We start from the raw sequence: 25879 nt of genomic DNA, 5'->3' as shown, positions 1-25879 counted from the left end.
TCCTCAATTCCTTCCAACGGCGCGGGTGAAGCCGACCAGGCGTTCCACCAGCAGGACAACGGCAAGGGCGACGCCGATCAGCGTCATGGCGAGGGCGGCGACCAGCGGGTCGGTGCGGTTCTCGGCATAGCGGAACATCTCGACCGGCAGGGTGGACAGGCGGGGGCCGACGAGGAACAGGCTGATCACCGTCTCGTCGAAGGACACCAGGAAGCACAGCGCCCCGGCCGCGATGGCGCCGGGGGCGGCCAGTGGCAGGGTCACCCGCAGCGCGGCCCGGAAGCGGGTGGCGCCGAGGGTCCAGGCGGCTTCCTCGAGGTCCTTCGGCACGCCGCCGAAGGCGGTGGTCATGATGCGCACGGCGAAGGGCACGGCGACCATGGCATGGGCCAGCATCAGCCCCGGCCAGGTCGCCGCCAGCCGCACCGGCTGCAGCGCCAGCAACAGGGCGAGGCCCAGCACCAGCGTCGGCAGCAGCAGCGGTGCCGCCAGGAAGCCGGCGAGCAGGCCGCGCCCCGGAAATTCCAGCCGTGCGATCGCATAGGCCGCCGGCAGCCCTGCGGCCAAGGCAATGGCGGCAACCCCCAGCGCCAGCAGCGCCGAATTGCGCAGCGCCGCCATCAACTGCCCATTGTCGATCAACGCCGCATACCAGCGCAGCGAAAACCCCGGCGGCGGGAAGTTGAGAAAATCCCCCGCCGAGAAGGAGATCACGAGCACCAGCATCGCCGGCGCCAGCAGCAGCGCATAGCCGCAGAGGGCGGCCAGACGCAGGAACCAGCCCGGCTTCATCGCGGCGCCTCCCGCCCCGCCGTCACGCCGCGCAGGATCATGGCCAGCACCAGCGCGCCCAGCAGCAGCATCGCCAGCGCCGCCGCGGCCGGCCAGTCCACCGTCTCCAGCGCCATGTCGAAGATCTCGGTCGCCACGACGAAGACGCGGCCGCCGCCCATCAGCCGCGGCGTGACGAAGGCGGAGACGCCGAGCACGAAGGCCAGCAGGAAGGCCGCCAGCAGCGCGGGCGCGGCGAGTGGCAGCGTCACCCGCAAAAAGGTGCGGCTGCGGGTCGCGCCGAGCGTCGCCGCCGCTTCCTCCAGTCGCGAATCCAGTCGCGACAGCCCGGCGATCAGCACCAGGCAGCAATAGGGCATCAGGCTTTCCGTCAAGCCGATCCGCACGCCGGTCAGATTGTTGATCAGGCGCACGGGGTCGCTGGTGATGCCGAGGCCGGTCAGCAGCGCGTTGATCATCCCCTGGTCGCCCAGGATCGCCATCCAGCCGACCACGCGCGCGGTGGAGGAGACCAGCAGCGGCGCCACCGCCATCAGCGCCAGCAGCCCGCGCCAACGCGGATCGGCGCTGCGGATCAGCAGCGTCACCGGCAAAGCGAGCGCCACCGCCGCCGCGGCGCAGCCGGCGGAGAGCGTCACGGTGTTCCAGGCCAGTTCCCAGGTGAAGTCGTCGGTGACGATCTTCTCGTAGGTCTCCAGGCTCCAGGCCGTCTCCATCGCGCCCATATCGGTGGTGCGGTTGAAGCTGATGCGGGCCAGCAGCAGCACCGGCCAGACGAAGCCGAGCCCCAGGATCAGCGCCGCCGGCAGGCAGAGCAGCAGGCCGATCACGCCGGGAAGACCCGCAGATCGGAAGGATCGACGGCCAGCCGCAGCGCATCCCCCGTCCGGGCCGCGGCGCCCGGCGTGCCGCCCGAAACCTCCACCAGCAGGCGGCCGGCGGGGCTTTCGCAGTCCAGGGTGATGATATCGCCGGTATAGACGCGGCGGATCACCCGCGCCTCCAGCAGATTGGCCGCCGGCACATCCGGTGCCACCGGCCGCAGGTGGTGCGGGCGGATGAAGATCTCGGCCAGGCCGGGCGGCGGCGTCTCCGCCGCGCGCAGCGTCATGGCGCCGGCGCGCAGCAGCCCGTCGCCGATCACCTCGGCCGGAAGAATCGTGGCGCGGCCAACGAAGGTGGCGACGAAGCGGGTGGCGGGGCGCGCGAAAATCTCCTCCGGCGTGGCCAGCTGCTCGATCCGGCCGCGGTTCATCACGGCCACCAGGTCGGCCATGGCCAGGGCCTCCGTCTGGTCGTGCGTGACGAAGACGGTGGTGGTGCCGAGGCGCTGCTGCACGGCGCGGATCTCGTCCCGCACCTCCTCCCGCAGCTTGGCGTCGAGGGCGGAGAGCGGCTCGTCCAGCAGCAGCAGGTCCGGCTGCGGCGCCAGCGCCCGGGCCAGCGCCACGCGCTGCTGCTGCCCGCCGGAAAGCTGCCGCGGCTTGCGGCCGGCCAGGTCCGCCAACCCAACAAGGGCCAGCGCATCCGCCACGCGCTTCGCCCGCTCGGCGCGGGCCACGCCGCGCATCTCCAGGCCGAAGGACACGTTCGCGGCGGCCGTCAGATGCGGGAACAGCGCATAGGACTGGAAGACCACGCCCATATTGCGCCGGTGCGGCGGCAGCGGCGTCACGTCCCGGCCCGCGACCAGGATGCGCCCGCCATCCGGTGCCTCCAGCCCCGCGATCATGCGCAGCGTCGTGGTCTTGCCGCAGCCGGAGGGGCCGAGGAGCGCCAGCAGCGCCCCCTGCGGCAGGTCGAGCGAGATTCCGTCCACCGCGGGAGTCGCGGCGCCGGGGAAGCGCCGTTCCAGGCGCTCCAGCCGAAGATGGCTCACGAGGCCGGGCTCAGCGGCTGCCGGCGGCGATCACTTCGCGGCGCCAGCGCTGGTTCCATCCATCGCGCAGGCGCACCATCTCGGACCAGTCCATCGGGATCACCCGGCTGCGGGATTCGGGGGCCAGGGCGGTGCGGCCGAGGGCAGCGGCGGAGACCTGGGCTCGGGTATTGGTCGGGCCGTAGAACATGCGTTCCGTGAAGGCGGCCTGTGCCTCGGGCGACAGGGCATGCGCCATGAAGGCCAGCGCCTGGGCGCGGTTCTTGGAATTCGCGACCAGGTTGATGGTGTTGATCTGGAACACCGTGCCTTCCTGCGGCAGCGTCACGCCGATGCGGCCCTGGGACTGGTCGCTGTAGAGCTGCGCGCGGGCGTTCCAGCCGGTGGCGAAGCGCACCTGGTCGTTCAGGATCAGCGTATAGCCATCCGGATTCGGGTCGAAGGTCTGCACACTTGGTGCCAGCTCCCGCAATCTCGGCATGGCGGCATTCAGGTTGCGCCAATTGCCGCCATTGGCATGGGCCAGGATGGCCGTCAGCGCCAGGCCCTGGATATTGGGCGGCGCGGAGAGGGCGACGCGGCCGCGATGCTCGGGGGCCCACATGGCGGCCAGGCTGGTCGGCGCCGGCGTCACCGCGCGGCTGTCATAGATCATCACCAGGTGGTCGTAGGTCACGGCCGGGCCGCATTCGCCGCCCGCCTGCCGCCCCTGCTCGTCCACATCGGCGATCACCGGCAGGGTGGCGGCATCGATCTTCTCCACCAGCCCCTCGGCACAGGCGATGGCGGCGGTGGTGACATCCATGATCACCACGTCGATCTGCGGATCGGCCCGCTGGGCGCGCAGCGCGCCGAGCATCTGGGCGGAGGTGCCGCCATCGAAATACTGCACGGCGGTGCCGCGCGCGGCGGTGAAGGGCGCCACCACCGTCTGGGTGTAGTTGTCCCGGAAGATGCCGGCATAGGCCTGCAGCGTGATCCGCCCGCCATCCTGCGCGAAGGCGGGGACGGCGAGGCCAAGTGTGGCGATGGCGGCGAGCAGGCTGCGGCGCATGAGGGAGCTCCCGATCTTGAACCTCTACAATGCCAAGCCGCGGCCAAGCTTGCCAAGCACCCCTTTACCCAAAACGGGCGACGCGGAGCATGAACTTGCCTAATTCGCGGCCAGGAAGGCGCGAATCCGCTCCGCCAGCGGCGCCATGCCCACCACGCCATTGAGGTGGCCGAGCGGTCCCGCCACCTCCGCCAGCTCCGCCGGCCGCCCCACCCGCTGCAGGGTGGCCAGCAATTCGCGGTTCGCCTCCATCAGGAAGACCCGGTCGGTGGGGGAGGCCACGACCAGCCAGCGCGCCTGGCTGCGGGCCAGCGCCGCCTCCGTGCTCGGATATTCGTTGAGGAACAGCTGGTTGGCGCGGGTCAGATAGAGGAAATGGTTGGCGTCCGACAGGCGGGCGCGGGCCATCGCCGCCTCGTCGATCGCGCGCTCGGCCTCGAAGCGGTCGGCCAGCCGGCGGGCGGGATCCTGGCCTTCGGGGATGGCGCGGCCGAAGCGGGCGAGCGCCGGCCGGTCCTGCGCATGGACGGTGACGATCTTCAGCGCGGCGGCGAGCCCCGCCAGCGGCGGCTCCCGCCCCTGCGCGTAGTAGTCGCCGCCGCGCCAGTTCGGGTCGAGGCGGATCGGCGCCTCCCAGATATCCAGCCAGTTCAGCATCCAGGGGTCGATCTCCCCGGCGCCGATCACCGGCATGACGCGGTCGATCATCTCCGGATAGGCGGCGGCCCATTCGATGGCCTGCAGCGCCCCCATCGAGGGGCCGGTGACCAGCGCCAGGCGCCGCACGCCGAGGCTGTCCAGCAGCTTCTTCTGCACCTCGATGAAGTCCCGCATCGAGACCACCGGGAAATCCGTGCCCCAGTGACGGCCGGTGGCGGGGTTCATGGAGACGGGGCCGGTGGTGACGGTGCGGCCGTCCCGCACATTCAGGTTCACCAGCGTGTCGGAGGAGACGATGAAATAGCGGTCCGTGTCGATCGCCCGCCCCGGGCCGATGATGGCATCCCAATAGCCGGGCGGCTGGTCCGCGGCATAGCGGCCGAAGGCGTGGCTATTGCCGGAGAAGAAATGTGCCACCAGCACGGCATTGTCGCCGGCGGCATTCAGCGTGCCGGCGGTCTGGTAGCCGATGCGCAGCGTGGGCAGGGTGGCGCCGTTGCGGAGCGTGTGGCCGGCCAGCTCGAAGCTGCGCTTCTCCACGACCTGGGTGGCGGAGGCGGGCGCCTGCGCCTCGGCCGAGGCGGTCCAGAGCGCGGCGGCCATCAGCCCGGCCAGCAACCAACGAAGACGCATTTTTGCCAATCCTCCCCTGGGATTCGCCGCAGGGTGGGCCTTGCGCCCGGCTCCGCGCAAGGTGCTTTCGGGGGCCTGGCCGCCCCCCGGTCGCCTCCCGCCGCGCGGCGCGCTAGACTGCGGCAGCAAACCGCAAGCCAAGGTCCTCCCCGACATGAACCTCGCCAAGATTCCGACCGGCAAGGCCCCGCCGCACGACATCAACGTGGTCGTGGAAATCCCCCAGGGCAGCCAGGTGAAGTACGAGCTGGACAAGGACAGCGGCGCGGTGGTGGTGGACCGCTTCCTGTTCACGCCCATGGCCTATCCGGCCGCCTATGGCTTCATCCCCGGGACCCTGGCCGATGACGGCGACCCGGCCGATGTGCTGGTGCTGACCCCCGCCCCCGTGGTGCCCGGCTGCGTCATCCGCGCGCGCCCCATCGGCGTGCTGCACATGGAGGATGAGGCGGGGTCCGACGAGAAGCTGGTCTGCGTGCCGCATGACAAGGTGCACCCGATGTTCGCCGGCATCACCAGCGCCGAGGAACTGCCCGAGATCACCCGCCGGTCCATCGAGCACTTCTTCGCCACCTACAAGGACCTGGAATCCGACAAGTGGGTGAAGGTGCGCGGCTGGGGCTCGGCCAGCGAGGCGGCGGATATCATCATGTCCTCCAAGGCCGCCTATGACGCCGAGGCGAAGAAGCCGGCCGAGTAACGACCGGCCGGCCCGGCGCCGGCTTCCGATCATTTTTCTTGGTCCTGCTTGACGGGCGGCGTGGACAGCGCATCCGCCGCCCGGCAAGCTTCCTCCGGCCCGCGGCGCGGGCCGGCGTGCTGGTGCGGCTCCCCCCGCACCTGGCCCCGGCCCGCCAACGGACCGGGGGGACCAAGAAAAGGGGGAGTCCGTCGCTTTGATGACGCTCGCATTATTGCTGATCATCGTCCTTGGCACGCTGTCCATCGCCTATGGCGTGATCACCGCGAAGGAGGTGCTGGCGCGGGATGCCGGCACCGACCGGATGCAGGAAATCGCCAAGGCCATCCAGGAAGGCGCCAATGCCTATCTGAAGCGCCAATACATCACCATCGCCGTGGTCGGCCTGGTGCTGTTCTTCGTCATCCTGGCCGCCTTCGGCTTCGGTGGGCATGCCTTCGCGGTGGCCATCGGCTTCCTGATCGGCGCGGTGCTGTCGGGGGCCGCCGGCTTCATCGGCATGAACGTCTCGGTCCGCGCCAATGTCCGCACCGCCCAGGCCGCGACGCAGTCACTCGCCGCCGGGCTGGACCTGGCCTTCAAATCGGGCGCCATCACCGGCATGCTGGTGGCCGGCCTCGCGCTGCTGGGCGTCGCCACCTATTTCCTGATCCTGGTGCCGATCGGCGGCCTCGCGCCCAATAGCCGGCTGGTGATCGATGCGCTGGTGGCGCTCGGCTTCGGCGCCTCCCTCATCTCCATCTTCGCACGCCTGGGCGGCGGCATCTTCACCAAGGGCGCCGATGTGGGCGGCGACATGGTCGGCAAGGTGGAAGCGGGCATCCCCGAGGATGACCCCCGCAACCCCGCCACCATCGCGGACAATGTGGGCGACAATGTCGGCGACTGCGCCGGCATGGCGGCGGACCTCTTCGAGACCTATGCGGTGACCATGGTGGCGACCATGGTGCTGGCCGCCATCTCCTTCACCGCGGAAGCGCGGGTCGCGGGCATGCTCTTCCCGCTGGCCATCGGCGCCGTCTGCGTCGTGACCTCCATCGCCGGCACCTACTTCGTCAAACTGCCGGCCAGCAACAACATCATGCACGCCATGTATCGCGGCTTCATCGTGACGGGCGCGCTGTCGCTCGCCGTGCTGCTGCCGCTCTCCTACCTCACCTTCGGCACCGGCACGGTGACGGCGGGCGGGCACAGTTTTGGCGCCTTCGCGCTGTTTCTGTGTGGCGCGGTGGGCCTCGTGGTGACCGCGGCCATCGTGGTGGTGACGGAATACTACACGGGCACGCAGTTCCGGCCGGTGCGCTCCATCGCGGAGGCCTCGCAGACCGGGCACGGCACGAACGTGATCCGCGGCCTGGCGGTTTCGATGGAAAGCACGGCGCTGCCGGCGCTGATCATCATCGCCGGCGTCCTTTCATCCTATGGCCTGGCGGGCCTCTATGGCATCGCCATCGCGACCACGACGATGCTGGCGCTGGCCGGCATGGTGGTGGCGCTGGATGCCTTCGGGCCGGTGACGGACAATGCCGGCGGCATCGCGGAAATGGCGGGCCTGCCGAGCGAGGTCCGCGTCGCCACCGATGCGCTGGACGCCGTGGGCAATACCACCAAGGCGGTGACCAAGGGCTATGCCATCGGCTCGGCGGGCCTCGGCGCGCTGGTGCTGTTCGCGGCCTATACCCAGGACCTGAACCACTTCATCGCCAATCCGGCCGAGTATCCCTATTTCGCCGGCCTCGGCGTGATGACCTTCAGCCTGTCCGATCCCTATGTCGTCGTCGGCCTGCTCTTCGGCGGGCTGCTGCCCTATCTCTTCGGCGGCATGTCGATGACGGCGGTGGGGCGCGCAGCGACCGCGGTGGTGGAGGAAGTGCGCCGCCAGTTCCGCGAACACCCGGGCATCATGACCGGCGCCGAGAAGCCCGATTACGGGCGGGCGGTGGACATGCTGACCAAGGCGGCGATCAAGGAGATGATTATTCCTTCATTGCTGCCGGTGCTGTCGCCGATCGTGGTGTTCTTCGTGATCCTGATGATCGGCGGCAAGGCGGCGGCCTTCTCGGCGCTCGGCGCCATGCTGCTCGGCGTCATCGTCACGGGCTTCTTCGTCGCGGTCAGCATGACCACCGGCGGCGGCGCCTGGGACAATGCGAAGAAATACATCGAGGAAGGCCACTTTGGCGGCAAGGGATCCGAGGCGCACAAGGCCGCGGTGACCGGCGACACGGTGGGCGATCCCTACAAGGACACCTCCGGCCCGGCGGTGAACCCGATGATCAAGATCACCAACATCGTGGCGCTGCTGCTGCTGGCGATCCTGGCGCATAGCTGAGCCAGACCTCTCCCTCCCCCGCGCTCGCGGGGGGTTGCGGCACTGCCGCAACGCCGGGGGCTGGTCGGGGTGGGGGGTCCCATACACCATGCGAGACCCCAAACTCCGCGACATCGCCCGCCGCCTGCGCCGCGACGCGACGGTCGAGGAACGACGTCTCTGGCGCTCCCTGCGGCAGAACGCGCTGGGTGCCGCCTTCCGCCGCCAACACCCCATCCCTCCGCATGTCGCGGACTTCGCCTGCCTGGAGGCCAGGCTTGTGGTCGAGGTGGATGGCGGGCAGCACGGCGGGGCGCGCGACACGGCGCGGGATGCGACGATGACAGCGGCGGGGTGGCGCGTGCTGCGCTACTGGAACAATGAAGTGCGGGAGAACCTGGACGGGGTGTTGGCGGATATTGCGCGGGTGCTGGGGGAGAGGCTGGGAAGGTAGGTTGCGCCTTGCGCCTTGCCCCCACCCTGACCCTCCCCCGCTTCGCAGGGGAGGGAGAGTGCTGCTCCCTCCCCCGCACTTGCGGGGGAGGGTCGGGGTGGGGGCCTCTGACGCCTCGCCCTACCGCCCCCTGAACACCGGCTTTCGCTTCTCCACAAAGGCCCGCGTCGCCTCCCGGAAATCCTCGGTGTACGGAAAGCTCCGGCTCGCCTCGTACTGGGCCTCAGTGATCGGCAGGGCCCCGCGCAGCTCCTGCAGCGCGCGCTTGTGGAAGCGGTTGGCCAGCGGCGCGCCCTCGGCGATCCGATGCGCCATGGCCAGCGCCTCCGCCTGCACCGCCTCATCCGGCACTAGGCGGGACAGCAGGCCCTTCTCATAGGCTTCCTGGCCGGTGAAGACGCGGCCTTCCACCAGCATCTCCATGGCCACCGCATAGCCCACCGACTGCAGGATCGGGTCCAGCTCGTCATAGGCATAGAAGATGTTCAGCTTGCGCGCCGGAATGCCGATCCGCGTCGCCGGGCCGCCGACCCGGAAGTCCGACAGCGTGGCCAGCCCCGCGCCGCCGCCCATGGTCCAGCCGCGGCAGGCCGCGACCACCGGGTGGCGGCAGCGGCGCAGGGACTGGAAGCTGCGGCCGATCTCCGCGGCATAGACCGCCTCCCGCTCCGGCGTGCCGCGCTCCGTCTCGAAGGCGGCGATATCGGCGCCGGCGCAGAAGGCTTCCTCCCCGGCGCCGCGCAACACGACGCAGCGCAGGTCGTCATCGGCGGAGCAGGCCTCCACCGCCTCCGCCAGGGCGATCCACATGGGCAGGTCCATCGCATTGCGCTTGGCCGGCCGGTCGATGGTGAGGATGGCGATGACGCCATCGCGCTCGAGCTTGATGAGGGGGTGCGACATGGCGCCGACCGTAACGCCGCGCGGCGCCGCCGGCCAGATGGCGTCACGCAACCGCAGGCCCGCCGCGCCGTTCTGCCCCCGACCCAGCAGGAGACTTGCCATGAACCAGACACGCACCGACCAGGAAGCCCGCGACAAGGTGTGGGAGCTGATCCGCGACATCGAGGTGGCGACCCTCGTCACCCTCGACGCCCAGGGCCATATGCGCGGCCGGCCCATGCGCGCGGTGGAGCTGCGGGAATTCGACGGCACGCTGTGGTTCTTCACCAGCGGCGGCTCGCCCAAGGCCGAGGAGATCCGCCAGGATGAGCGCGTGCTCCTCGCCTATGCCGAGCCCTCGGACCAGAACTATGTCTCCATCTCCGGCACCGCGCAGATCATCCGCGACGTGGCGAAGCAGAAGGAGATGTGGTCGGAGCCGCTGCGCACCTGGTTCCCGAACGGCCCTGAAGACCCCAACGCCGCGCTGCTGAAGGTGGTGGTGGAAGGCGCCGAATACTGGGACGCCCCCTCCTCCACCCTGCTGCACGCCTTCGGCTATGTGAAGGCGCGGATCACGGGTGAGCCGCCGAAGGCCGGCGAGAACGACAAGGTGTCCTTCAAGCGCCCGGCGTAACCCCGGACAGCTCGGCCACCAGCGCCCCCACCGAGGCGCTGTCCAGCCCGCCACGGCCGGAGGTGCAGAGCGCCTCCAGCATCTGCGCCGTCAGCGCCGTGGCGGGGGCGAAGACCGCATGGTCGCGCATGGCGGTGGCGGACAGGCGCAGATCCTTGCGCATTAGCTCCGCCCGGAAGCCGGGCGCGAAATTGCCCGCCAGCATGCGCGCGGCGTGGTTCTCCATGACGAAGCTGGCCGCGCTGCCGCCGCGCAGCGCCTGGCGCATCTTTTCGCCATCCAGCCCGGCCTTGGCGCCGAGCGCCAAGGCTTCGGCGACCGCCAGCATGGTGGTCGCCACGATCAGCTGGTTGGCCGACTTGCACACCTGGCCGGCGCCGGCCGGGCCGAGATGCGTCAGCGTCCTGCCCATGGCCCGGAAGCAGGGCTCGGCGCGGGCGAAGGCGGCTTCGTCGCCGCCCACCATGCAGGTCAGCGTGCCGTCCAGAGCCCCCTTCGGCCCGCCGGAGACCGGGCTGTCCAGCAGGATGGCGCCGGTCTCCGCCGCCAGCCTTGCCGCGAAGCCGGCCGCCGCGCTGGCGGAAATGGTCGAGAAATCCACCACCACCGTGCCCGGCGCCACGCCCTGCGCCACGCCGTCCGGGCCGAAGAGCACCGCCTCGACATCCGGCGTGTCGGGCAGGCACAGCGCGACGAAGGCGGCACCGCGCGTGGCCTCCGCCGGGGTTTCGGCCCAGCGTGCCCCGCCGGCCTCCAGCGCCGCCGCCTTGCCGCGGCTGCGGTTGGTGACCGTCAGGGTGAAGCCCGCCTTGGCCAGGTTGGCGGCCATGGCGGCGCCCATCACGCCCAGTCCGATGAAGGCGGCCGGGGCGGGCGGCTGGATCGTCTCGGTCATGCTGTCTCCTCAGGCTCGACGGATCGCGGCGCGGATGGCATCCAGCAGCGTGTCCATGTCGCGCTGGAAATCGGCGCCATTGGCGTAGCCATCCGCCTCCCCGGTGCTCTCCTGGAAGCGCTGCCAGCCGGGTGCCGCCATGGCCTGGCGGAAGCGGTCGTGCAGATAGCTCACCATCTCCGGCGTCATGCCCGCCGGCCCGACCCAGCCCTTCATATTGTCCGCCACCAGATCCACGCCGAGCTCCCGCAGCGTCGGCACCTGCGGGAAGGCCGGCATCCGCTGCGCGGAGGCACAGGCCAGCGGCAGGATGTCGCCGGAGGCCGCGAGGCCGCGCAGCTCGTCCGAGGCCTGCACCACCAGGTCCACCTGCCCCGCCAGAAGCGCCTGCTGCTGCGGCCCGCCGCCGGTATAGGGCACGTGCAGCAGCTCCGTCCCCGTCGCGCGGCCGAGCATGATGAAGATGGAATGCGACAGCGTGCCGACGCCCGCCGAGCCATGCGTCAGCGCCTCCGGCCGCGCCTTCGCCGCCTCGATCGCCTGCTGCATGGTGGTGAAGCGGCCGCCGCGGCCGCGGGCGCAGATGAAATGCGCGTTGCGCGTCAGGCGGATGACGGAGGTGAAGGACCGCTTCGGGTCATAGGGCAGGTCCCGATGCGCGGGCAGCGAGGTGCTCTCGGACCCGCCCGCCATCAGCAGGGTATGCCCATCCGGCGCCGCCCGGCTGACGAATTCGGCGGCGATGGCCCCGCCGGCGCCGGGCCGGTTCACCACCACCAGCGGCTGCGGGAAAAGCGGCGCCGCGGCTTCCGCGATGGTGCGCGCGATGATGTCGGAGCCGCCGCCGGGGGCGAAGCCGACGATCAGCTGGATCGGCCGGGTCGGCTGCCAGCCGGGCTGGGCGCGGGCCGCGCCGATGAAGGGCAAGGCGAGGGGGGCGGCCAGCAGGCCGCGGCGGCGGATGGTCAAGGCGTGTCTCCCGGTTCGGCCGTCTGCGCGGCTGGTGCGGGGAAGATGGCCATAGTGCCGACAGTCGGCAACCTCGCGGACCGGGCGCGGGGTTCAGTCGCCGTCGTCGGGGATGTTCAGCTGGATGCCGCAGGCCTTGCAGTGCACCGCATCCGTGTCGTGCCGGCCGAGGCCGCAGCTCGGGCAGCGGAAGTTCACCTTGATGGGCCGGAACAGCGCCTGGGCCAGCCGCAGGAACAGGGTGACGCCGGCCAGCATGATCAGCACGGTCAGCAGCCTTCCGCCCGTGCCCTCCAGCGTGATGTCGCCGAAGCCCGTGGTGGTCAGCGCGGCCACGGTGAAATAGAGGGCATCGGCCCAGTTCGCGATGTCCTGATTGTGGTTGTGCTGCGTCGCATGGACGATGCCGGTCATCACGGAGATGAAGACCAGCAGGTCGGCCGCCGCGATCGGTGCCTCCGGGTTGCGGCGGAACACCGGCAGGTCGCGGCGCAGCTTGGCCACCAGCCGGGCGGAGCGCAGCAGCCGCAGCGTGCGCAGGCTGCGCAGGAAACCCCAGCCGGGGGCGAAGGGCGCCAGCAGGAAGGCGGAGACGGCGAGCAGGTCGGCGATGCCGGCGGGATGCGTGATCTCGCGCCAAGGTCGCTCGCTGGCCCGCAGGCGCAGCACCAGTTCGCCGCCGAGCACCAGGCCGAAGGCGAAATCCACCAGCCGCAGCGCCGGGCCCTGGGGCAGGAAGGATTCGACGATCACCCAGGCCAGCGCGGCGAGATCGAGCGCCAGCAGCCCATAGCCGGCGCGGATGCCGACCCGGCCGGCGATCCTGTCGAAGGCGCCGACCTCGCCGGGCATGGGCTAGCGCGTCGGCTTCGGCGGCGTCGTGCCGTAGTCGTAGAAGCCGCGGCCCGACTTGCGGCCCAGCCAGCCGGCCTCGACATACTTTTGCAGCAAGGGGCTCGGGCGGTACTTCGGGTCGCCCATGCCTTCCTGCAGCACGCGCAGCACGGCGAGGCAGGTGTCGAGGCCGATATAGTCCGCCAGCTCCAGCGGCCCCATCGGATGGTTGCAGCCCAGCTTCATGCCGGCGTCGATGGAGGCGACATCGCCCACCCCCTCATGCAGGGCGAAGCAGGCCTCGTTGATCATCGGCAGCAGGATACGGTTGACGATGAAGGCCGGGTAGTCGGCGGCATAAGCCACCGTCTTGCCCATTTTTTCCGCCAATGCCGCCACCGCGGTGACCGTGGCATCGTCGGTCGCCAATCCCCGAATGACCTCGACCAGCTTCATCAGCGGCACGGGGTTGAAGAAATGCATGCCGACGAAGCGGCCCGGCCGGTCGGTGGCCGCCGCGAGGCGGGTGATGGGGATGGAGGAGGTGTTCGAGGCCACCAGCGCATCCGCCCGCAGATGCGGCGTCAGGGTGGCGAAAATCTTGTTCTTGATGTCCTCGCGCTCGGTCGCGGCCTCGATCACCAGGTCACAATCGGCGAAGGCGGCGTAGTCCGTGCTCGTGCTGATGCGGGCCAGCGCCGCGTCGCGGTCGGCCTGCGTCAGCGTGCCCTTCGAAACCTGGCGGTCCATGTTCTTGGCCAGCGTCGCCATGCCCTTGTCGAGCGCGGCCTGCGCCACGTCGAGCAGCACGACGGTCAGGCCGGACTGGGCGGCGACATGGGCGATGCCATTGCCCATCTGGCCGGCGCCGATGACGCCAAGTTTCTGGATCTGGCTCATCCTGGTCTCCGCATGGGCGCCCTCTCCCCCCAACGGGGGGAGAGGGTTGGGGTGAGGGGGGCCGCTGAGGACGGAGAGAGCCCGTCGGGCCGTTCTCGTGGAATGGCGCGGGTGGCAGAGCCCCCCTCACCCAACCCTCTCCCCCCGAACTGGGGGGAGAGGGCTTTGATTACTTCTTGTCGAGCGCGGCCTCGAGCTCCGGGATCACCTTGAAGACATCGCCAACGAGGCCGTAGTCGGCCACCGCGAAGATCGGCGCCTCCTCGTCCTTGTTGATGGCGACGATCACCTTGCTGTCCTTCATGCCGGCCAGGTGCTGGATGGCGCCCGAGATGCCGAAGGCCATGTAGAGTTCCGGCGCCACGATCTTGCCGGTCTGGCCGACCTGCATGTCGTTATGCGCATAGCCCGCATCGACCGCGGCGCGGGAGGCGCCAATCGCGGCGCCGAGCCGGTCCGCGACGCCATCCAGGATCTTGAAGTTCTCCAGCGAGCCCAGCGCACGTCCGCCGGAGACGACGACGCGCGCCGCCGTCAGCTCCGGCCGCTCCAGCTTCACCAGCTCGGAGCCGACGAAGCGGGAGATGCCGGGATCGTTCGCGGCCGGCGCGTCCTCGATCGGCGCATTGCCGCCCTCGGCAGGCGCCGGGTCGAAGCTGGCGGCCCGCACCGTCAGCACCTTGGTCGCATCCGCGCTCTTCACCGTGGCCAGCGCATTGCCGGCATAGATGAAGCGGCTGAAGGTGTCGGCGGATTCGACGCCGGCGATGTCGGAGATGATCTGCACGTCGAGCAGGGCGGCGACGCGCGGCATCACATTCTTGCCCGCGGTGCTGCCGGGGGCGACGAGGTGCGAATAGCCGGGGGCGAGCGCGACCAGCAGCGCCGCCAGCGGCTCCGCCAGGCCGTTCTCGGCGACCACGCCGCCGGCGACCAGAACCTTGGACACACCGGGCAGCGCGGCGGCGGCGGCGGCATCGTCGCGATGCATCACCAGCACATGGATCTCGCCGCCGATCTGCGTGGCGGCAGCGAGCGCGCTGCGGGTCGGCTGGGTCAGCGGATTGCCGCGATCGGCCAGAAGCAGGATGGACATGGTCAGATCACCTTCGCTTCGTTGCGCAGCTTGTCCACCAGCTCGGCCACGCTGGCCACCTTCACGCCGGCGCTGCGCTTCGGCGGCTCCACCACCTTCAACACGGTCAGGCGCGGCGCGGTGTCCACGCCGAGGTCGCCCGGCTTCACCGTCTCGATCGGCTTTTTCCGGGCCTTCATGATATTGGGCAGCGAGGCGTAGCGCGGCTCGTTCAGGCGCAGGTCGGCGGTGACGATGGCCGGCAGGGTGAGCGCCAGGGTCTCCAGGCCGCCATCGATCTCGCGGGTCACGTTGGCCGTGCCGTCCACAATCTCGACCTTGCTGGCATAGGTGCCCTGGGCCCAGCCCAGCAGCGCCGCCAGCATCTGGCCGGTGGCGTTCATGTCGTCGTCGATCGCCTGCTTGCCCATCAGGATGAGCTGCGGGCCCTCCTTCTCGACCAGCGCCTTGAGGATCTTGGCGACCGCCAGCGGCTCCACCGTGCCCTCGGCCTCCACCAGGATGCCGCGATCGGCGCCCATGGCCAGCGCGGTGCGGATCTGCTCCTGCGCCGCTGTCGGGCCGACGGAGACGGCGACGATCTCGGTGGCGGCGCCCTTTTCCTTCAGGCGCACCGCTTCCTCGACCGCGATCTCGTCGAAGGGGTTCATGGACATCTTGACGTTCGCCGTCTCGACGCCGGTGCCATCCGCCTTCACGCGGACCTTGACGTTGTAGTCGACCACCCGCTTGACGGGGACGAGGATTTTCATGGAGTGCCGTGTCCCTGGGTCCGGCGCTGGAAGGCGGCGCCGGGCGCATCGCGCAATTGCGAAAAATGGGGCGAAAACGGCGCCGACCATAGGGCGGGCGCTTCGCGCGGGCAAGGCGGGGCCGGCCTGGCGCCGGCCGGGCGTTACCCGCGCAGCATCAGAAGCAAAAGGAACAGCACCAGGGTCAGCCCCTGCAGCCCGACACGCCATCGCATCAGCTTGTTGGAGCGACCGCCGCCGGCCGTCTCATTCCGCGCCAGGCCCACCATGCCGGCGAGCATCACGCCGAGGGTGGCGAACATGGAAAGGCCCACCAGGACCGTCAGGAAGGTCGTCATGGGGGCAAGATGGCACGTCCCGCGGCCGGGGCAAGCCACCCGCCGGGCAGGCTGCCGCCAGTGGCGCTATCGCCTTGCCCCGGCGATCGCCACGGCCCCCACCGTGACCGCCACCACGCACATGCCGAAGCCGGCGGCATAGCTGCCGGTCAGGCCGATCAGGCCGGAAAAGGCCGGGGGTGCCACCAGCATGGTCATGCCGAAGGCGAAGGACAGCGCCGCGGTGGCGCCGCCGACCTGGCCGGGAGGCGCCAGCCGCGCCGCTTCCGCCAGCATCACGCCATTCCAGCCCACCGCCGTGGCGCCCATCACCATCCCGGCGCCGGCCACCAGCAGCATGGGCCAGCCGGGACCCGCGAGCGCCAGGGCCAGCCCGGCCAGCGCCGCCCCCACCCCGCAGGCCACCAGCACGCGGGTGGCGCCCAGCCGGTCCGCCAGCAGCGCCCAGAAGACCCGCCCCACCACGCCGGAGGCCTGGGCCAGGGCCAGGAACAGCCCGGCCTCGGCCAGGCTGGTGCCGAGGCTCGCCACCTGGAAGGCGACGAAGAAGGTGGAGAAGCAGAACTGCGCGATGCCATAGCCGCAGGCCATCACCGTCAGCCGCGCCAGGTCCTTGTCGGTCCGCAGCAGGCCGAGATGGGCGGCCGATTCGCGCAGCACCGCCAGCAGCCCGGTGCTGGCCCCCGGCCGGTCCCGCTCGATATCCAGCCCCGCCCGCAGCGGCTGGATGGCCAGCGCCACGGCGAAGGCGATGCAGGCGATGCACAGGATGCTGGCGCGCCAGCCGAACAGCAGCGCCAGCGCCGGCGCCAGGGCGGCGACCACCATGGCGCCCAGCGGCACGCCGGCCTGCTTCAGGCTGAAGACCAGGGCGCGCCTCCGCGCCGGCGTATGCGCCGCGATCAAATGGCTGCCACCCGGCGTCACCGGCCCATGCCCCATGCCGGCGATCAGCGCGGAGGCTGCGAGCGCCACCGGATGGCCGAGCGCCGCCAGGGCAATGCCGCAGCCCAGCACGCCCATGGCCACCTGCAGCATGCGCACGCCCCCCCAGCGGCGGATCAGTGGCCCCGTCAGCGGCCCGGTCACCAGGGCGCCTGCATAGACCAGCGCGGTATGCAGCCCGGCCAGGCTGGCGGGCACGCCGGTTTCGGCCGCCATGGCGGGGGCCAGCACGGGCACGGTCAGGAAGGCGCCCATCCCGGCCAGGTGCACGGCCATCAGGGCCAGCATGATGAGGGGCAGGGCGGGTGGGGCGGGGGTCACGCCCGCATCCTCGGCCCTGATGCGCTGCGCCGCAACATGCCGAGACCGTCTTCAGGGTTGACCCGGGGGAGGCGGAAGGGGGATCACCCCGCCCATGCGCGTCCTCCTCCACATCCTGCCCGTCCTGGCGCTGCTTCTGGGCGGCGCCGCCCTTGGCCAGACCGCCAGCCCCGCCCCCGCCTCGGCGCCCGCGCCGGCGGAGATGGAGCGGCTGCTGGCGACGCTGCGCAACGACGCCGCCCGGGCCGAGCTACTGCGCAACCTGGAGGCGCTGGTCGCCGCCCAGCGCAGCGCCCCCGCCGCCGCCACCGGCACCCCGGCCCCCGCAGCGCCGCCCGCCGCGCCGGCCACCACACCGTCCGCCACGCCTTCCGCCACGCCTTCCGCTGGGGCCGCCGCTCCCGCGGCGGCGGAGCCCGCGATCCTGGCGCCGAATACGCTGGGCGCGCAGCTGCTGACCGGCGCCTCCCAGCGCCTGCAGAGCTTCTCCGAAAGCCTGGTGGCGGCGGCGGAGGCGGCGACGGACCTGCCCTCCCTCGCCCGCTGGGCCTCCGACTTCGCGCGGGACCCGGTGACGCAGACCCGCGTCATCGATGCCGCCTGGAAGCTGCTGCTGCTGTTCGGCGCGGGCCTCTTCGCCGAATGGCTGACCCGGCGTGGCCTGCACCGCTGGTCCGACCGGCTGGACGCCATGGCGCCGGACAATGGCGGGGCCTGGACCTGGATGCGCCGCGTGCCGCTGGTGGTGGCGCGCTTCCTGCTGGACCTGGTGCCCCTGGCCGCCTTCGCCGTCATCTCCTACGGCATGATCAGCGCCGTGCGGCCGCTGCCGACGACGGAGCTGGTGCTGCTGCTGGCGAACAACGCCTATCTGGCGCTGCGCGCCATCATGGCGCTGTCGCGCATGGCCTTCTCCCCGGCCTCCAGCCATCTGCGCCTGGTGCCCTGCCAGGATGAGACGGCGGCCTATGTCACCGTCTGGGTGCGGCGCATCGTGGCGGTGGCCATCGCCGGCTTCGCGGTGGCCGAGGCCGGGCTGCAATTCGGCCTGCCCTGGGCTGCCTATGACGGAATCCTGCGGCTTTCGGCGCTGATCGTCTCCCTGCTGCTGATCATCGTCATCCTGCAGAACCGCACCGCCATGGCGGATCTTCTGCGCGCGCCGGAGCTGAAGCCGGGCGACCAGCCGGACCGCATGCGGCGCCTGCTGCGCAGCCTGCGCGACCGGCTGGCGGAAATCTGGCACCTGCTGGCGATCCTCTGGCTGATCGCGCTCTGGGGCGTCTGGGCGCTGGAGGTGCGGGACGGCTTCGAGCGGCTGCTGCGCGTCTCGCTCATCACGCTCGCCATCTTCGGCGTGGCCAAGCTGGTGGATGAGCTGGCGCGGCGGGCCATCACGCGCGGCTTCAGCATCGGCCCGGACCTCGCCCGCCGCTATCCGGGGCTGGAAGCGCGGGCCAATCGCTACGTGCCGGTGCTGAAGGGCATCGTCAGCGCGCTGATCCTGATCGTCACCCTGCTGTTCCTGCTGGAGGCCTGGGGCGTGGCCGCCTTCGCCTGGTTCGGCCGCGGCCAGCTGGGCGCGCGGCTGCTCGCCTCCCTCGTCTCGGTGGGGCTGACCGTGGCGGTGGCGATCACGGTCTGGGAAGTGGCGAATGCCGCCATCCAGCGCTACCTGGTGCGCCTGTCGCGCGATGCGCAGGCCGCGCGTTCGGCCCGCGTGCGCACCCTGCTGCCGATGCTGCGCACCCTGCTGTCCGGCACCATCCTGGTCTTCGTGGCGCTCAACGTGCTGACCGAGATCGGCGTCAACGTGGCGCCCCTGATCGCCGGCGCCGGTGTCATCGGCCTGGCGATCGGCTTCGGGTCGCAGACCCTGGTGCGCGACGTGATCACCGGCATCTTCCTGCTGTTCGAGGATGCGGTGGCGGTGGGCGACGTGGTCTCCGTCGGCGGGCTTTCGGGGGTGGTGGAGCAACTGTCCATCCGCTCCATCAAGCTGCGGGCGCAGGATGGGTCGATCCACATCATCCCCTTCAGCGCGGTCACCACGGTGACGAACATGACGCGCGACTTCTCCTTCGCCGTGCTCGATGTCAGCGTCGCCTATGGCGAGGACACCGACCGGGTGGTGGAGGTGATGCGGGAGGTGGCGGCCGATATCCGCGCCGATCCGAAGTTCAACCCGATCATCCGCGACGAGCTGGAGGTGCTGGGCGTCGAGCGGCTGGCCGATTCCGGCGTGCTGATCCGCGCCCGCATCAAGGGCGAGCCGATGGCGCGCTGGAGCATCGGCCGCGAGTTCAACCGCCGCATCAAGCAGCGCTTCGACCAGCTGGGCATCGAGATCCCCTATCCGCACCAGAAGCTGGTGATCGACCGCCAGCAGGCCCGGCACCCCGCGGAGGACTTCCCCGAGGGCCAGGAAGGCGCTAAGGCTTAGGGCGTGACGACCTTCCGGATCCTCACGGGCCGAATTACCGGCCCGGCCGCCTGACCCGATCCCCCCAAGGGGGGGATGGGCGCATGCGCGGCCGGGTGCCTTCACGGTTCTTCGCCAGCCCGATCCGGAGCCTTCTTCACATGTCCTTCTACGATCCCGAGCCGTTGTGTGCGGCACGTTTCACCGTCACGGCCGATGCCGAGCCCGGCCTGCTGCCGCGCATCCTGGAGCCCTTCGCCAAGCGCGACCTGATCCCCGATGTGGTGCGGGCCTCGCGGGAGGGGGAGCTGATCCGCGCGGAGGTGGCGCTGCAGGCCATGCCGCTCTGCATGGTGCATCTGGTGGCGGGCAATCTCGGCCAGATCGTCGGCGTGCGGCGGGTGGAGGCGATGGAAGGCCGCGTGGTGCGGCCGCCGACGCTCGAACTGGCAACGGCTGCGTGATCGGCTCCACCGATTGAACCGGCGGGGTGGCAGGGCGATATCATGGCCATCATGCAATATCTCCTCGCCCTGCTCGTCCCGCCGCTGGCCATCCTCTTCGCCGGCAAACCCTTCCAGGCCGTGTTCAACGGGCTGCTGTGGATCGGCGGCCTGCTGTTCATCCTGCTGCCCTTCGTCGCCGGCCAGGCGGCCTGGGGCATCGCGGTGATCTGGGCGCTGGCCGTGGTGCATGGCCGCCGCAGCGAGGCGCGCGACCGCCAGCTGGTGGAGGAGGCGCTGCGCCGGCGGGGGTGAGCTACATGAACCCCACCGGGTCCACATCCACCTGGACCCGCACGGAATTCGGCAGCACCACCCGTTCCAGCCACTCCCGGATCAGCGGCTGCACCTGCACGTCCTTCCGCGCCTTCAGCAGCAGCCGCCGCCGGTGACGGCCGCGCAGTAGCGCCAGCGGCGCCGGCGCCGGCCCCAGAACCTCCACCCCATCGCCGCGCGGCGCCGCCAGGCCCAGGTCGCGGGCGGCGCGGTCCGCCTCCCGCTCATCCTCCGAGCTCACCACCAGCGCCGCCAGCCGTCCGAAAGGCGGCCAGTGACCCGGCCGGCGCCCCTCGGCCTCGGCGCTCATAAATGCCTCAAAATCGCCCGAGACCAGCGCCTGCATCACCGGGTGGTCCGGATTGAAAGTCTGCATCAGCACGCGCCCCGGCGCCTCCGCCCGGCCGGCGCGGCCCGCCACCTGGTGCAGCAGTTGCAAGGTGCGTTCCGCCGCCCGCAGGTCGCCGCCGGCCAGGCCCAGGTCGGCATCCACCACGCCGACCAGCGTCAGCCCCGGAAAATGCCAGCCTTTCGCGACAATCTGCGTGCCGATGATGAGGTCCACCTGCCGGTCCGAGATCGCCGCCGCCGCCGCCGCCGCCGCCGCCGGGCCGGGGATGGTGTCGCTGGCCATGACGATGCGGCGCGCATCGGGGAACAGCGCGGTCGCTTCCTCCACCACCCGCTCCACCCCCGGCCCCACCGGGGTCAGCGTGCCGGGCGCGCTGCATTCGGGGCAGACGGGCGGGATCGGCTCGGCATGGCCGCAATGGTGGCACTGCAGGCGCTTCTGGGCGCGGTGCTCCACCAGCCAGGCGGTGCAGTTGGGGCAGCGCATGCGGTGGCCGCAGGCGCGGCACAGCGTCAGCGGCGCATAGCCGCGGCGGTTGAGGAAGAGCATTGCCTGCTCCCCCCGCGCCAGCGTCTTCTCGATGGCCTCGACCAGGACGGGCGAGAGGAAGCGGCCGCGCTCGGGCGGGGCGGCGCGCAGATCCAGCGCCTCCACCGCCGCCATGCCGGCGGCACCGTGGCGCTCGGGCAGGTCGAGGTGGCGGTAGCGGCCGGTCTCCACATTGGTCAGCGTCTCCAGCGAGGGCGTGGCGGAGACCAGCACGATGCTCGCCTGGGCGAGGCGCGCGCGCACCACGGCCATGTCGCGGGCGTGGTAGACCACCCCCTCCTCCTGCTTGAAGGCGGTCTCGTGCTCCTCATCCACCACGATCAGGCCGAGATCGGGGAAGGGCAGGAACAGCGCGGAGCGTGCGCCAACCAGCACCCCCACGCCCCCCTCCGCCACCGCCCGCCAGGTTTTTGCCCGCGTCTTGGCGCCCAGTTCGGAGTGCCAAAGCGCGGGGTCGACGCCGAACCGCTTGCGAAAGCGCTCCAGCCATTGCGCCGAGAGGGCAATCTCCGGCAGCAGCACCAGCGCCTGGCGGCCCTGGCGCAGGCACTCCGCCACCGCATCCAGATAGACCTCGGTCTTGCCGGAGCCGGTGACGCCGGTCAGCAGCGTCACGCCGAATTCGCGCGAGTCCACCTGCGCCCGCAGCGCGGCCGCCGCCGCGGCCTGCTCCGCGCCCAGAACCGGGCCGGGGTGGTCGGGGTCGGGCGGGGCGAAGGCGGGGCGCTCCGGCAGCAGGGCCGGCACCAGCATCCCGGCATCGGCCAGGCCGCGCACCACGCCGGGCGAGACGCCGGCGGCGGCGGCGATCTCGGCACCCGTCCGCACCTCCCCCGGCCGCAGCACCGCCAGCACCCGGGCCCGGCCGGGCGTCACGCGGGCCGGCAGTTCGGCATTGGAAAGCTGCCAGCCGGCGCGGGCGGGCGGCGGCTCCAGCCCGGCGGGCGCGCTCATCGCCATGCGCAGCACGGCACCGGGCGGGCTCAGCGTATAGGCGGCGACCCAGGTGACGAAGCGGCGCAGCGTCTCCGTCATCGGCGGCGCCTCCATCACGCCCAGCACGTCGCGCAGCTTCTTCTCCGGCAGGTCGGGGTCCGCCGCCCCGTCCCAGGCCACCCCCACCAGCTGCCGCCCGCCCAGCGGCACCACCACGAAATCGCCCGGCGCGACCGCCAGCCCCTCCGGAATCCGGTAGTCATAGGCGCCCGCCGCCAGGGGAAGCGGCAGCAGCACACGGATTCGTGGCCGCAAAGCCACGCCTCGGGGTTGGTTCGACTCCGACGACTTCCACCCGGGCGGGCGCATGCTATATGCTCCGAGACGAACGAAACCGAAACAAACTGTCGCGGAATGTGATTGCGAAGCCTGTTTCGCATGCACCGGCGGCAAGGGAACCGAGCCTGATGAAATTCTTCGTGGATACCGCCGATGTGGCCGAGATCCGGGCGCTGGCGGAATCCGGCCTGGTCGATGGCGTCACCACCAACCCGAGCCTGATCGCCAAGTCCGGACGCAAGATGTCGGAGGTGATCGCCGAGATCTGCGCCATCACCGATGGCCCGGTCAGCGCCGAGGTCACGGCCACCGATTTCGCCGGCATGCTGGCGGAGGGCAAGTACCTGCGCGACATCGCCAAGAACATCGCCGTGAAGGTGCCGCTGACGGAAGCCGGGCTGCGCACCTGCCGGGCCCTGTCGCAGGAAGGCACGCCGGTCAATGTCACGCTCTGCTTCTCCGCCGCCCAGGCCCTGCTCGCGGCAAAGGCCGGCGCCGCCTATATCTCGCCCTTCGTCGGCCGGCTGGACGATATCGCCCATGACGGCATGACGCTGATCGGCGACATCGTCCAGATCTACCGCAACTACCCGGCCATCAAGACCGAGGTGCTGGTCGCCTCCGTCCGCCACCCCATCCACTTGGTGCAATCCGCCAAGCTCGGCGCCCATGTGGCCACCCTGCCGCCGGCGGTGATCCGCCAGCTGCTGAAGCACCCGCTGACCGATAGCGGGCTGTCCGCCTTCCTCGCCGATTGGGCCAAGACGGGGCAAAGCATCCTGTGAGCCAGCACGCCGCGACCATCCTCGACTGTGGACTTGCTCCGACGGCCGAGGAGGTCGCGGCGTATCTGCGCGACCACCCGGATTTCCTGCTCCATCGGCCGGAGCTCTACCGCACCCTGCTGCCGCCGCGCCGCCTGCATGGCGACAACCTGACCGACCACATGGCGGCGATGATCCTGGCGGAGCGCGCCCGCACCCGGGCGCTGGAGGCCGAGGTGCAGGCCGCGATCGAGGATGGCCGCGCCGGCGCCACGCTGGTGATGCGCGTGCGCCTCGCCGTGCTGGCCCTGATGCGCGCCCGCGACGTGGTGGAGACGGTGGGCCAGGAACTGCCCGCCCTGATGCGGGTGGAAAGCTGCACGCTGCTGATGGAACCCGGCGCCGCCCCGCCCAGCCGGGCCGCCGACCGCAATTTCGGCGGTTTCCGGCGCGCCGGCATCCTTCCCCTGCCCGCCGGCGCCGTCTCCCGCCTCGTCGGCCGCGGGCGGGATGCGCGGGTGCGGACGGAGGTCACCGAGGCCCTGATGCTGCATGCGGAGGCCGCCGGCCTGGTGACCCGCGATGCCCTGGTGCGGGTGCCGCTGGCCTGCGGCACGCCCTGCCTGCTGGCGCTCGGCGCGCGCGATGCCGCGGCGCTGCCGACCCGGCAGACCACGACCACGCTGGCCTTCCTCGGCCGCACCGTGGCCGCGGCGCTGTCCCGCTGAACATGACGGGGGCCGAGGCCCTGGCTGGCTGGCTTGCCATGCTGGCCAGCGAGCGCCGGGCCAGCCCGCATACCGTGGAGGCCTACCAGGCCGACCTCTCCCTCTTCCTCGGCTTCCTGACCCGCCACCTGGGGGAGGAGCCGGATGTGACGGCGCTCGGCGCGCTGCGCCCGACCGATATCCGCGCCTTCCTCGCCCATCGGGCGAGGGAGGGGGATGGGAACACCACCCGCGCCCGGCGGCTGGCCGCGCTCCGCGGTTTCCTGCGGTACCTGGCGCGACGCCACGGCCAGCCGGTCACCGCCATCTCCGGCCTGCGCGGGCCGCGCGCCGCCAGGCCGGTGCCGCGGGCGCTCTCGGCGGCGGAAGCGCGGGAGGTCGCCTCCGGCATCGGCGCGGTGCATGACCCGGACCGGGCGCAGCAGCCGCGGATGCAGGCGGCGCGCGACGTGGCGCTGTTCACCCTGCTCTATGGCTGCGGATTGCGCATCGCGGAGGCGCTGGCGCTGGATGTGCGGGATGCGCCCCGCCCCGGCCAGCAGGGCGCGCTGCGCGTCACCGGCAAGGGCAGCAAGCAGCGGCTGGTGCCGGTGCTGCCGGCGGTGCGCCAGGCGATGGGCGACTGGCTGGCCGAGCATCCGGACCCGCAGCCGGAGGCACCGCTTTTCGTCGGCGCCCGCGGCGCGCGGCTGGATCCGGGGGTGGCGCAGCGGTCGGTGCGCAACTGGCGGCGCCTGGCAGGGCTGCCGGAGCATGCGACGCCGCATGCCCTGCGCCATTCCTTCGCCACCCATCTATTGGGCGGCGGGGCAGATCTGCGGGCGATCCAGGAACTGCTGGGCCATGCCAGCCTGTCCACCACGCAGCGCTATACGCGGGTGGACGCGGCCGCCCTGCTGGAGACCTGGCGCGCCGCCCATCCCCGAGCGGACTGAAGGGGCGGACTGAAGGCGGCCGATCGAGGGGGCCGAGGCCCCCTCGCCCGGATCACTCCGCGCGCGGCGCCTGCAGCGCCTGGGCCCGCTGCAGATGCAGGCGGATCGCCGGCAGGTGCTTGGCGGCAAAAGCCTTCAGCGCGGGAACCTCGCCGTTCTGCGCATAGGATTCGAACAACGTCGCGGCTTCCTGATGCGCCTCGACCTGCATCTGCACATACCAGCGGTTCAGCTCGTCGCCCTCATAGCCGCGCAGCGTCGCCAGCTTGGCCTGCATCCGGTCGTCGCCGGTGGCCGGCGTGCGGGTCGAGGCTTCCGGCAGGGCGCGCAGCTCGGCGGACATGGCGGTATGCGCCGTGATCATGTCCTGCGCGTACTGGCGGATCTGCGGATGGCTGCTCTTCTCCAGCAGGTACTGGCTGGACTGGATCTCGAAGTTGTCGTTGATCGTGGCGCGCTCGACGAAGACATTGGCGCCGACGCCGGTGCCGCTCAGCAGGTCCAGCACCGTGGTCGGGCGGTCCTGCGCCATCAGCGCGGTCGCGGGCAGCAGCATGGCGCCGGCAAGGAAAAGGCTGCGTCGGTTCATCGCGAATTCTCCTGGGTTGTTCGTTCGTGCCCAGGAAACGTGGCAGGCGCGGCCGGGTTGCGCCGGGGACGGTGACAGACTGCCGCCGCAGTCTCTCAGCGCCGCAGCAGGCGGCGGAAGCTGCTGCGCAGGCGCTGCGTCCAGCGCTCCCCGCGCAGGATCATCCGCGTCTCCATCACCTCCACCTTGGCCACCGCCTCCGGCCAGCGGGACCCCGCCCAGGCCAGGCCGCGATGCGCCCAGAAATACTGGTGCCGCAGGATGAACAGGCCGAGGGCGAAGAAGACCACGCCGGGCAGGATCGGCAGCAACCCGCCGAGCGGGCTGATCGCGATCAGCGACCAGCCAGCGCATTTGCGCCGGAGGGAGGGACGGTATTCCATCATGCCCGGCAGATGGTCCTGCCGCGGCGGCCGTGCAACGCCGCCCGGCCC

27 protein-coding genes are annotated in these 25879 nt (G+C 71.2%); 10 read left to right on the top strand and 17 right to left on the bottom strand.

The window, feature by feature from the left end:
* Positions 1 to 3: 3 nt before the first annotated feature.
* From ACTIF1_RS21260 to ACTIF1_RS21240, 5 genes are all read right to left on the bottom strand, one after another.
* On the bottom strand, positions 4 to 792 hold the full coding sequence (locus tag ACTIF1_RS21260) for an ABC transporter permease (RefSeq protein WP_439598468.1): 789 nt from the start codon (positions 790 to 792) through the stop codon (positions 4 to 6).
* Positions 789 to 1622 (bottom strand): ABC transporter permease, encoded by an 834-nt coding sequence (locus ACTIF1_RS21255; RefSeq protein ID WP_439598467.1) that lies wholly within the window; start codon positions 1620 to 1622, stop codon positions 789 to 791. Before ACTIF1_RS21255 ends, ACTIF1_RS21260 begins: the two co-directional genes overlap by 4 nt.
* Positions 1619 to 2671, bottom strand: a complete 1053-nt coding sequence (locus ACTIF1_RS21250) for an ABC transporter ATP-binding protein (RefSeq protein WP_439598466.1) — start codon at positions 2669 to 2671, stop codon at positions 1619 to 1621. The genes ACTIF1_RS21255 and ACTIF1_RS21250 overlap by 4 nt, the downstream gene beginning before the upstream one ends.
* A gap of 10 nt (positions 2672 to 2681) precedes the next feature.
* Entirely contained in the window at positions 2682 to 3725 is a 1044-nt protein-coding gene (locus ACTIF1_RS21245; RefSeq protein ID WP_439598465.1) for an ABC transporter substrate-binding protein, read from the bottom strand.
* 99 nt (positions 3726 to 3824) lie between these two features.
* Entirely contained in the window at positions 3825 to 5018 is a 1194-nt protein-coding gene (locus ACTIF1_RS21240; RefSeq protein ID WP_439598464.1) for an E22 family MetX-like putative esterase, read from the bottom strand.
* A 154-nt stretch (positions 5019 to 5172) separates the two neighbouring features.
* Here ACTIF1_RS21240 and ppa point away from each other — a divergent pair, with 154 nt between their 5' ends.
* From ppa to ACTIF1_RS21225, 3 genes are all read left to right on the top strand, one after another.
* Positions 5173 to 5718: an inorganic diphosphatase gene (gene ppa / locus ACTIF1_RS21235; protein WP_439598463.1), complete on the top strand. Its 546-nt coding sequence runs from the start codon at positions 5173 to 5175 to the stop codon at positions 5716 to 5718.
* 199 nt (positions 5719 to 5917) lie between these two features.
* Positions 5918 to 8050, top strand: a complete 2133-nt coding sequence (locus tag ACTIF1_RS21230) for a sodium-translocating pyrophosphatase (protein ID WP_439598462.1) — start codon at positions 5918 to 5920, stop codon at positions 8048 to 8050.
* An 88-nt stretch (positions 8051 to 8138) separates the two neighbouring features.
* Entirely contained in the window at positions 8139 to 8483 is a 345-nt protein-coding gene (locus ACTIF1_RS21225) for an endonuclease domain-containing protein (protein ID WP_439598461.1), read from the top strand.
* A 120-nt stretch (positions 8484 to 8603) separates the two neighbouring features.
* Here ACTIF1_RS21225 and ACTIF1_RS21220 read toward each other — a convergent pair whose 3' ends face one another.
* Complete coding sequence (locus tag ACTIF1_RS21220) at positions 8604 to 9488, bottom strand: enoyl-CoA hydratase/isomerase family protein (protein ID WP_439598460.1); 885 nt, start codon at positions 9486 to 9488, stop codon at positions 8604 to 8606.
* Here ACTIF1_RS21220 and ACTIF1_RS21215 point away from each other — a divergent pair.
* Positions 9487 to 10002 carry a pyridoxamine 5'-phosphate oxidase family protein gene (locus ACTIF1_RS21215; protein ID WP_439598459.1) on the top strand — a complete coding sequence of 172 codons (516 nt, stop codon included), beginning with the start codon at positions 9487 to 9489 and terminating at the stop codon, positions 10000 to 10002. The two genes, ACTIF1_RS21220 and ACTIF1_RS21215, sit on opposite strands and share 2 nt — an antisense overlap.
* Here the strand turns inward: ACTIF1_RS21215 and ACTIF1_RS21210 are convergent.
* The 8 genes from ACTIF1_RS21210 to ACTIF1_RS21175 all read right to left on the bottom strand — a co-directional run bounded on the left by ACTIF1_RS21210 (position 9986) and on the right by ACTIF1_RS21175 (position 17052).
* Complete coding sequence (locus tag ACTIF1_RS21210) at positions 9986 to 10897, bottom strand: NAD(P)-dependent oxidoreductase (protein ID WP_439598458.1); 912 nt, start codon at positions 10895 to 10897, stop codon at positions 9986 to 9988. The genes ACTIF1_RS21215 and ACTIF1_RS21210 overlap by 17 nt on opposite strands.
* Positions 10898 to 10906: 9 nt before the next feature.
* Positions 10907 to 11866: a Bug family tripartite tricarboxylate transporter substrate binding protein gene (locus ACTIF1_RS21205; protein ID WP_439598457.1), complete on the bottom strand. Its 960-nt coding sequence runs from the start codon at positions 11864 to 11866 to the stop codon at positions 10907 to 10909.
* A gap of 93 nt (positions 11867 to 11959) precedes the next feature.
* Positions 11960 to 12718: a potassium channel family protein gene (locus tag ACTIF1_RS21200; protein WP_439598456.1), complete on the bottom strand. Its 759-nt coding sequence runs from the start codon at positions 12716 to 12718 to the stop codon at positions 11960 to 11962.
* A gap of 3 nt (positions 12719 to 12721) precedes the next feature.
* Positions 12722 to 13600 (bottom strand): 3-hydroxybutyryl-CoA dehydrogenase, encoded by an 879-nt coding sequence (locus ACTIF1_RS21195; protein ID WP_439598455.1) that lies wholly within the window; start codon positions 13598 to 13600, stop codon positions 12722 to 12724.
* A 169-nt stretch (positions 13601 to 13769) separates the two neighbouring features.
* Entirely contained in the window at positions 13770 to 14696 is a 927-nt protein-coding gene (locus ACTIF1_RS21190) for an electron transfer flavoprotein subunit alpha/FixB family protein (RefSeq protein WP_439598454.1), read from the bottom strand.
* Positions 14697 to 14698: 2 nt separating this feature from the next.
* The gene (locus ACTIF1_RS21185) at positions 14699 to 15448 is read right to left on the bottom strand and encodes an electron transfer flavoprotein subunit beta/FixA family protein (protein WP_439598453.1); all 750 of its coding nucleotides are present in this window, start codon (positions 15446 to 15448) and stop codon (positions 14699 to 14701) included.
* A 143-nt stretch (positions 15449 to 15591) separates the two neighbouring features.
* Positions 15592 to 15786 (bottom strand): twin transmembrane helix small protein, encoded by a 195-nt coding sequence (locus tag ACTIF1_RS21180; protein ID WP_439598452.1) that lies wholly within the window; start codon positions 15784 to 15786, stop codon positions 15592 to 15594.
* A gap of 66 nt (positions 15787 to 15852) precedes the next feature.
* Positions 15853 to 17052, bottom strand: coding sequence for an MFS transporter (locus ACTIF1_RS21175; RefSeq protein ID WP_439598451.1), 1200 nt, complete (start codon positions 17050 to 17052; stop codon positions 15853 to 15855).
* A 94-nt stretch (positions 17053 to 17146) separates the two neighbouring features.
* Here ACTIF1_RS21175 and ACTIF1_RS21170 point away from each other — a divergent pair, with 94 nt between their 5' ends.
* The 3 genes from ACTIF1_RS21170 (at position 17147) to ACTIF1_RS21160 (ending at position 20232) form a co-directional block, all read left to right on the top strand.
* The gene (locus tag ACTIF1_RS21170; RefSeq protein ID WP_439598450.1) at positions 17147 to 19495 is read left to right on the top strand and encodes a mechanosensitive ion channel domain-containing protein; all 2349 of its coding nucleotides are present in this window, start codon (positions 17147 to 17149) and stop codon (positions 19493 to 19495) included.
* A 140-nt stretch (positions 19496 to 19635) separates the two neighbouring features.
* Positions 19636 to 19938, top strand: a complete 303-nt coding sequence (locus tag ACTIF1_RS21165; RefSeq protein ID WP_439598449.1) for a hypothetical protein — start codon at positions 19636 to 19638, stop codon at positions 19936 to 19938.
* A 42-nt stretch (positions 19939 to 19980) separates the two neighbouring features.
* Positions 19981 to 20232 (top strand): hypothetical protein, encoded by a 252-nt coding sequence (locus ACTIF1_RS21160; RefSeq protein WP_439598448.1) that lies wholly within the window; start codon positions 19981 to 19983, stop codon positions 20230 to 20232.
* A gap of 1 nt (position 20233) precedes the next feature.
* Here the strand turns inward: ACTIF1_RS21160 and ACTIF1_RS21155 are convergent, their stop codons facing one another.
* Positions 20234 to 22459: a primosomal protein N' gene (locus ACTIF1_RS21155; protein WP_439598447.1), complete on the bottom strand. Its 2226-nt coding sequence runs from the start codon at positions 22457 to 22459 to the stop codon at positions 20234 to 20236.
* 98 nt (positions 22460 to 22557) lie between these two features.
* Here ACTIF1_RS21155 and fsa point away from each other — a divergent pair, with 98 nt between their 5' ends.
* From fsa to ACTIF1_RS21140, 3 genes are read left to right on the top strand one after another with little or no spacing between them, the layout of a single operon-like run.
* Positions 22558 to 23214 carry a fructose-6-phosphate aldolase gene (fsa, locus tag ACTIF1_RS21150; RefSeq protein ID WP_439598446.1) on the top strand — a complete coding sequence of 219 codons (657 nt, stop codon included), beginning with the start codon at positions 22558 to 22560 and terminating at the stop codon, positions 23212 to 23214.
* Positions 23211 to 23921 (top strand): DUF484 family protein, encoded by a 711-nt coding sequence (locus ACTIF1_RS21145; protein ID WP_439598445.1) that lies wholly within the window; start codon positions 23211 to 23213, stop codon positions 23919 to 23921. Before fsa ends, ACTIF1_RS21145 begins: the two co-directional genes overlap by 4 nt.
* 2 nt (positions 23922 to 23923) lie before the next feature.
* On the top strand, positions 23924 to 24856 hold the full coding sequence (locus tag ACTIF1_RS21140; protein ID WP_439598444.1) for a tyrosine recombinase XerC: 933 nt from the start codon (positions 23924 to 23926) through the stop codon (positions 24854 to 24856).
* 52 nt (positions 24857 to 24908) lie between these two features.
* Here the strand turns inward: ACTIF1_RS21140 and ACTIF1_RS21135 are convergent, their stop codons facing one another.
* Together ACTIF1_RS21135 and ACTIF1_RS21130 are read right to left on the bottom strand one after the other, a co-directional pair.
* Positions 24909 to 25445, bottom strand: coding sequence for a DUF4142 domain-containing protein (locus tag ACTIF1_RS21135; RefSeq protein WP_439598443.1), 537 nt, complete (start codon positions 25443 to 25445; stop codon positions 24909 to 24911).
* A gap of 95 nt (positions 25446 to 25540) precedes the next feature.
* Complete coding sequence (locus ACTIF1_RS21130) at positions 25541 to 25831, bottom strand: hypothetical protein (protein ID WP_439598442.1); 291 nt, start codon at positions 25829 to 25831, stop codon at positions 25541 to 25543.
* Positions 25832 to 25879: the final 48 nt, after the last annotated feature.

Source organism: Falsiroseomonas sp. (genome assembly GCF_051860665.1).
Lineage (GTDB): Bacteria > Pseudomonadota > Alphaproteobacteria > Acetobacterales > Acetobacteraceae > Falsiroseomonas.
The sequence above is the reverse complement of the archived record's forward strand: the minus strand, read 5'-3'. Positions and strand labels throughout refer to the sequence as shown.

Bases quoted from the DNA above. Each gene is read 5' to 3' on its own strand.
- ACTIF1_RS21195 (WP_439598455.1), bottom strand. From the start codon at position 13,600: ATGAGCCAGATCCAGAAACTTGGCGTCATCGGCGCCGGCCAGATGGGC.
- ACTIF1_RS21130 (WP_439598442.1), bottom strand. From the start codon at position 25,831: ATGATGGAATACCGTCCCTCCCTCCGGCGCAAATGCGCTGGCTGGTCG.
- ACTIF1_RS21135 (WP_439598443.1), bottom strand. From the start codon at position 25,445: ATGAACCGACGCAGCCTTTTCCTTGCCGGCGCCATGCTGCTGCCCGCG.
- ACTIF1_RS21215 (WP_439598459.1), top strand. From the start codon at position 9,487: ATGAACCAGACACGCACCGACCAGGAAGCCCGCGACAAGGTGTGGGAG.
- ACTIF1_RS21260 (WP_439598468.1), bottom strand. From the start codon at position 792: ATGAAGCCGGGCTGGTTCCTGCGTCTGGCCGCCCTCTGCGGCTATGCG.
- ACTIF1_RS21220 (WP_439598460.1), bottom strand. From the start codon at position 9,488: ATGGCAAGTCTCCTGCTGGGTCGGGGGCAGAACGGCGCGGCGGGCCTG.
- ACTIF1_RS21160 (WP_439598448.1), top strand. From the start codon at position 19,981: ATGGCCATCATGCAATATCTCCTCGCCCTGCTCGTCCCGCCGCTGGCC.
- ACTIF1_RS21245 (WP_439598465.1), bottom strand. From the start codon at position 3,725: ATGCGCCGCAGCCTGCTCGCCGCCATCGCCACACTTGGCCTCGCCGTC.
- fsa (WP_439598446.1), top strand. From the start codon at position 22,558: ATGAAATTCTTCGTGGATACCGCCGATGTGGCCGAGATCCGGGCGCTG.
- ACTIF1_RS21165 (WP_439598449.1), top strand. From the start codon at position 19,636: ATGTCCTTCTACGATCCCGAGCCGTTGTGTGCGGCACGTTTCACCGTC.
- ACTIF1_RS21190 (WP_439598454.1), bottom strand. From the start codon at position 14,696: ATGTCCATCCTGCTTCTGGCCGATCGCGGCAATCCGCTGACCCAGCCG.
- ACTIF1_RS21200 (WP_439598456.1), bottom strand. From the start codon at position 12,718: ATGCCCGGCGAGGTCGGCGCCTTCGACAGGATCGCCGGCCGGGTCGGC.
- ACTIF1_RS21140 (WP_439598444.1), top strand. From the start codon at position 23,924: ATGACGGGGGCCGAGGCCCTGGCTGGCTGGCTTGCCATGCTGGCCAGC.
- ACTIF1_RS21155 (WP_439598447.1), bottom strand. From the start codon at position 22,459: ATGCGCCCGCCCGGGTGGAAGTCGTCGGAGTCGAACCAACCCCGAGGC.
- ACTIF1_RS21210 (WP_439598458.1), bottom strand. From the start codon at position 10,897: ATGACCGAGACGATCCAGCCGCCCGCCCCGGCCGCCTTCATCGGACTG.
- ACTIF1_RS21240 (WP_439598464.1), bottom strand. From the start codon at position 5,018: ATGCGTCTTCGTTGGTTGCTGGCCGGGCTGATGGCCGCCGCGCTCTGG.
- ppa (WP_439598463.1), top strand. From the start codon at position 5,173: ATGAACCTCGCCAAGATTCCGACCGGCAAGGCCCCGCCGCACGACATC.
- ACTIF1_RS21225 (WP_439598461.1), top strand. From the start codon at position 8,139: ATGCGAGACCCCAAACTCCGCGACATCGCCCGCCGCCTGCGCCGCGAC.
- ACTIF1_RS21185 (WP_439598453.1), bottom strand. From the start codon at position 15,448: ATGAAAATCCTCGTCCCCGTCAAGCGGGTGGTCGACTACAACGTCAAG.
- ACTIF1_RS21170 (WP_439598450.1), top strand. From the start codon at position 17,147: ATGCGCGTCCTCCTCCACATCCTGCCCGTCCTGGCGCTGCTTCTGGGC.
- ACTIF1_RS21180 (WP_439598452.1), bottom strand. From the start codon at position 15,786: ATGACGACCTTCCTGACGGTCCTGGTGGGCCTTTCCATGTTCGCCACC.
- ACTIF1_RS21230 (WP_439598462.1), top strand. From the start codon at position 5,918: ATGACGCTCGCATTATTGCTGATCATCGTCCTTGGCACGCTGTCCATC.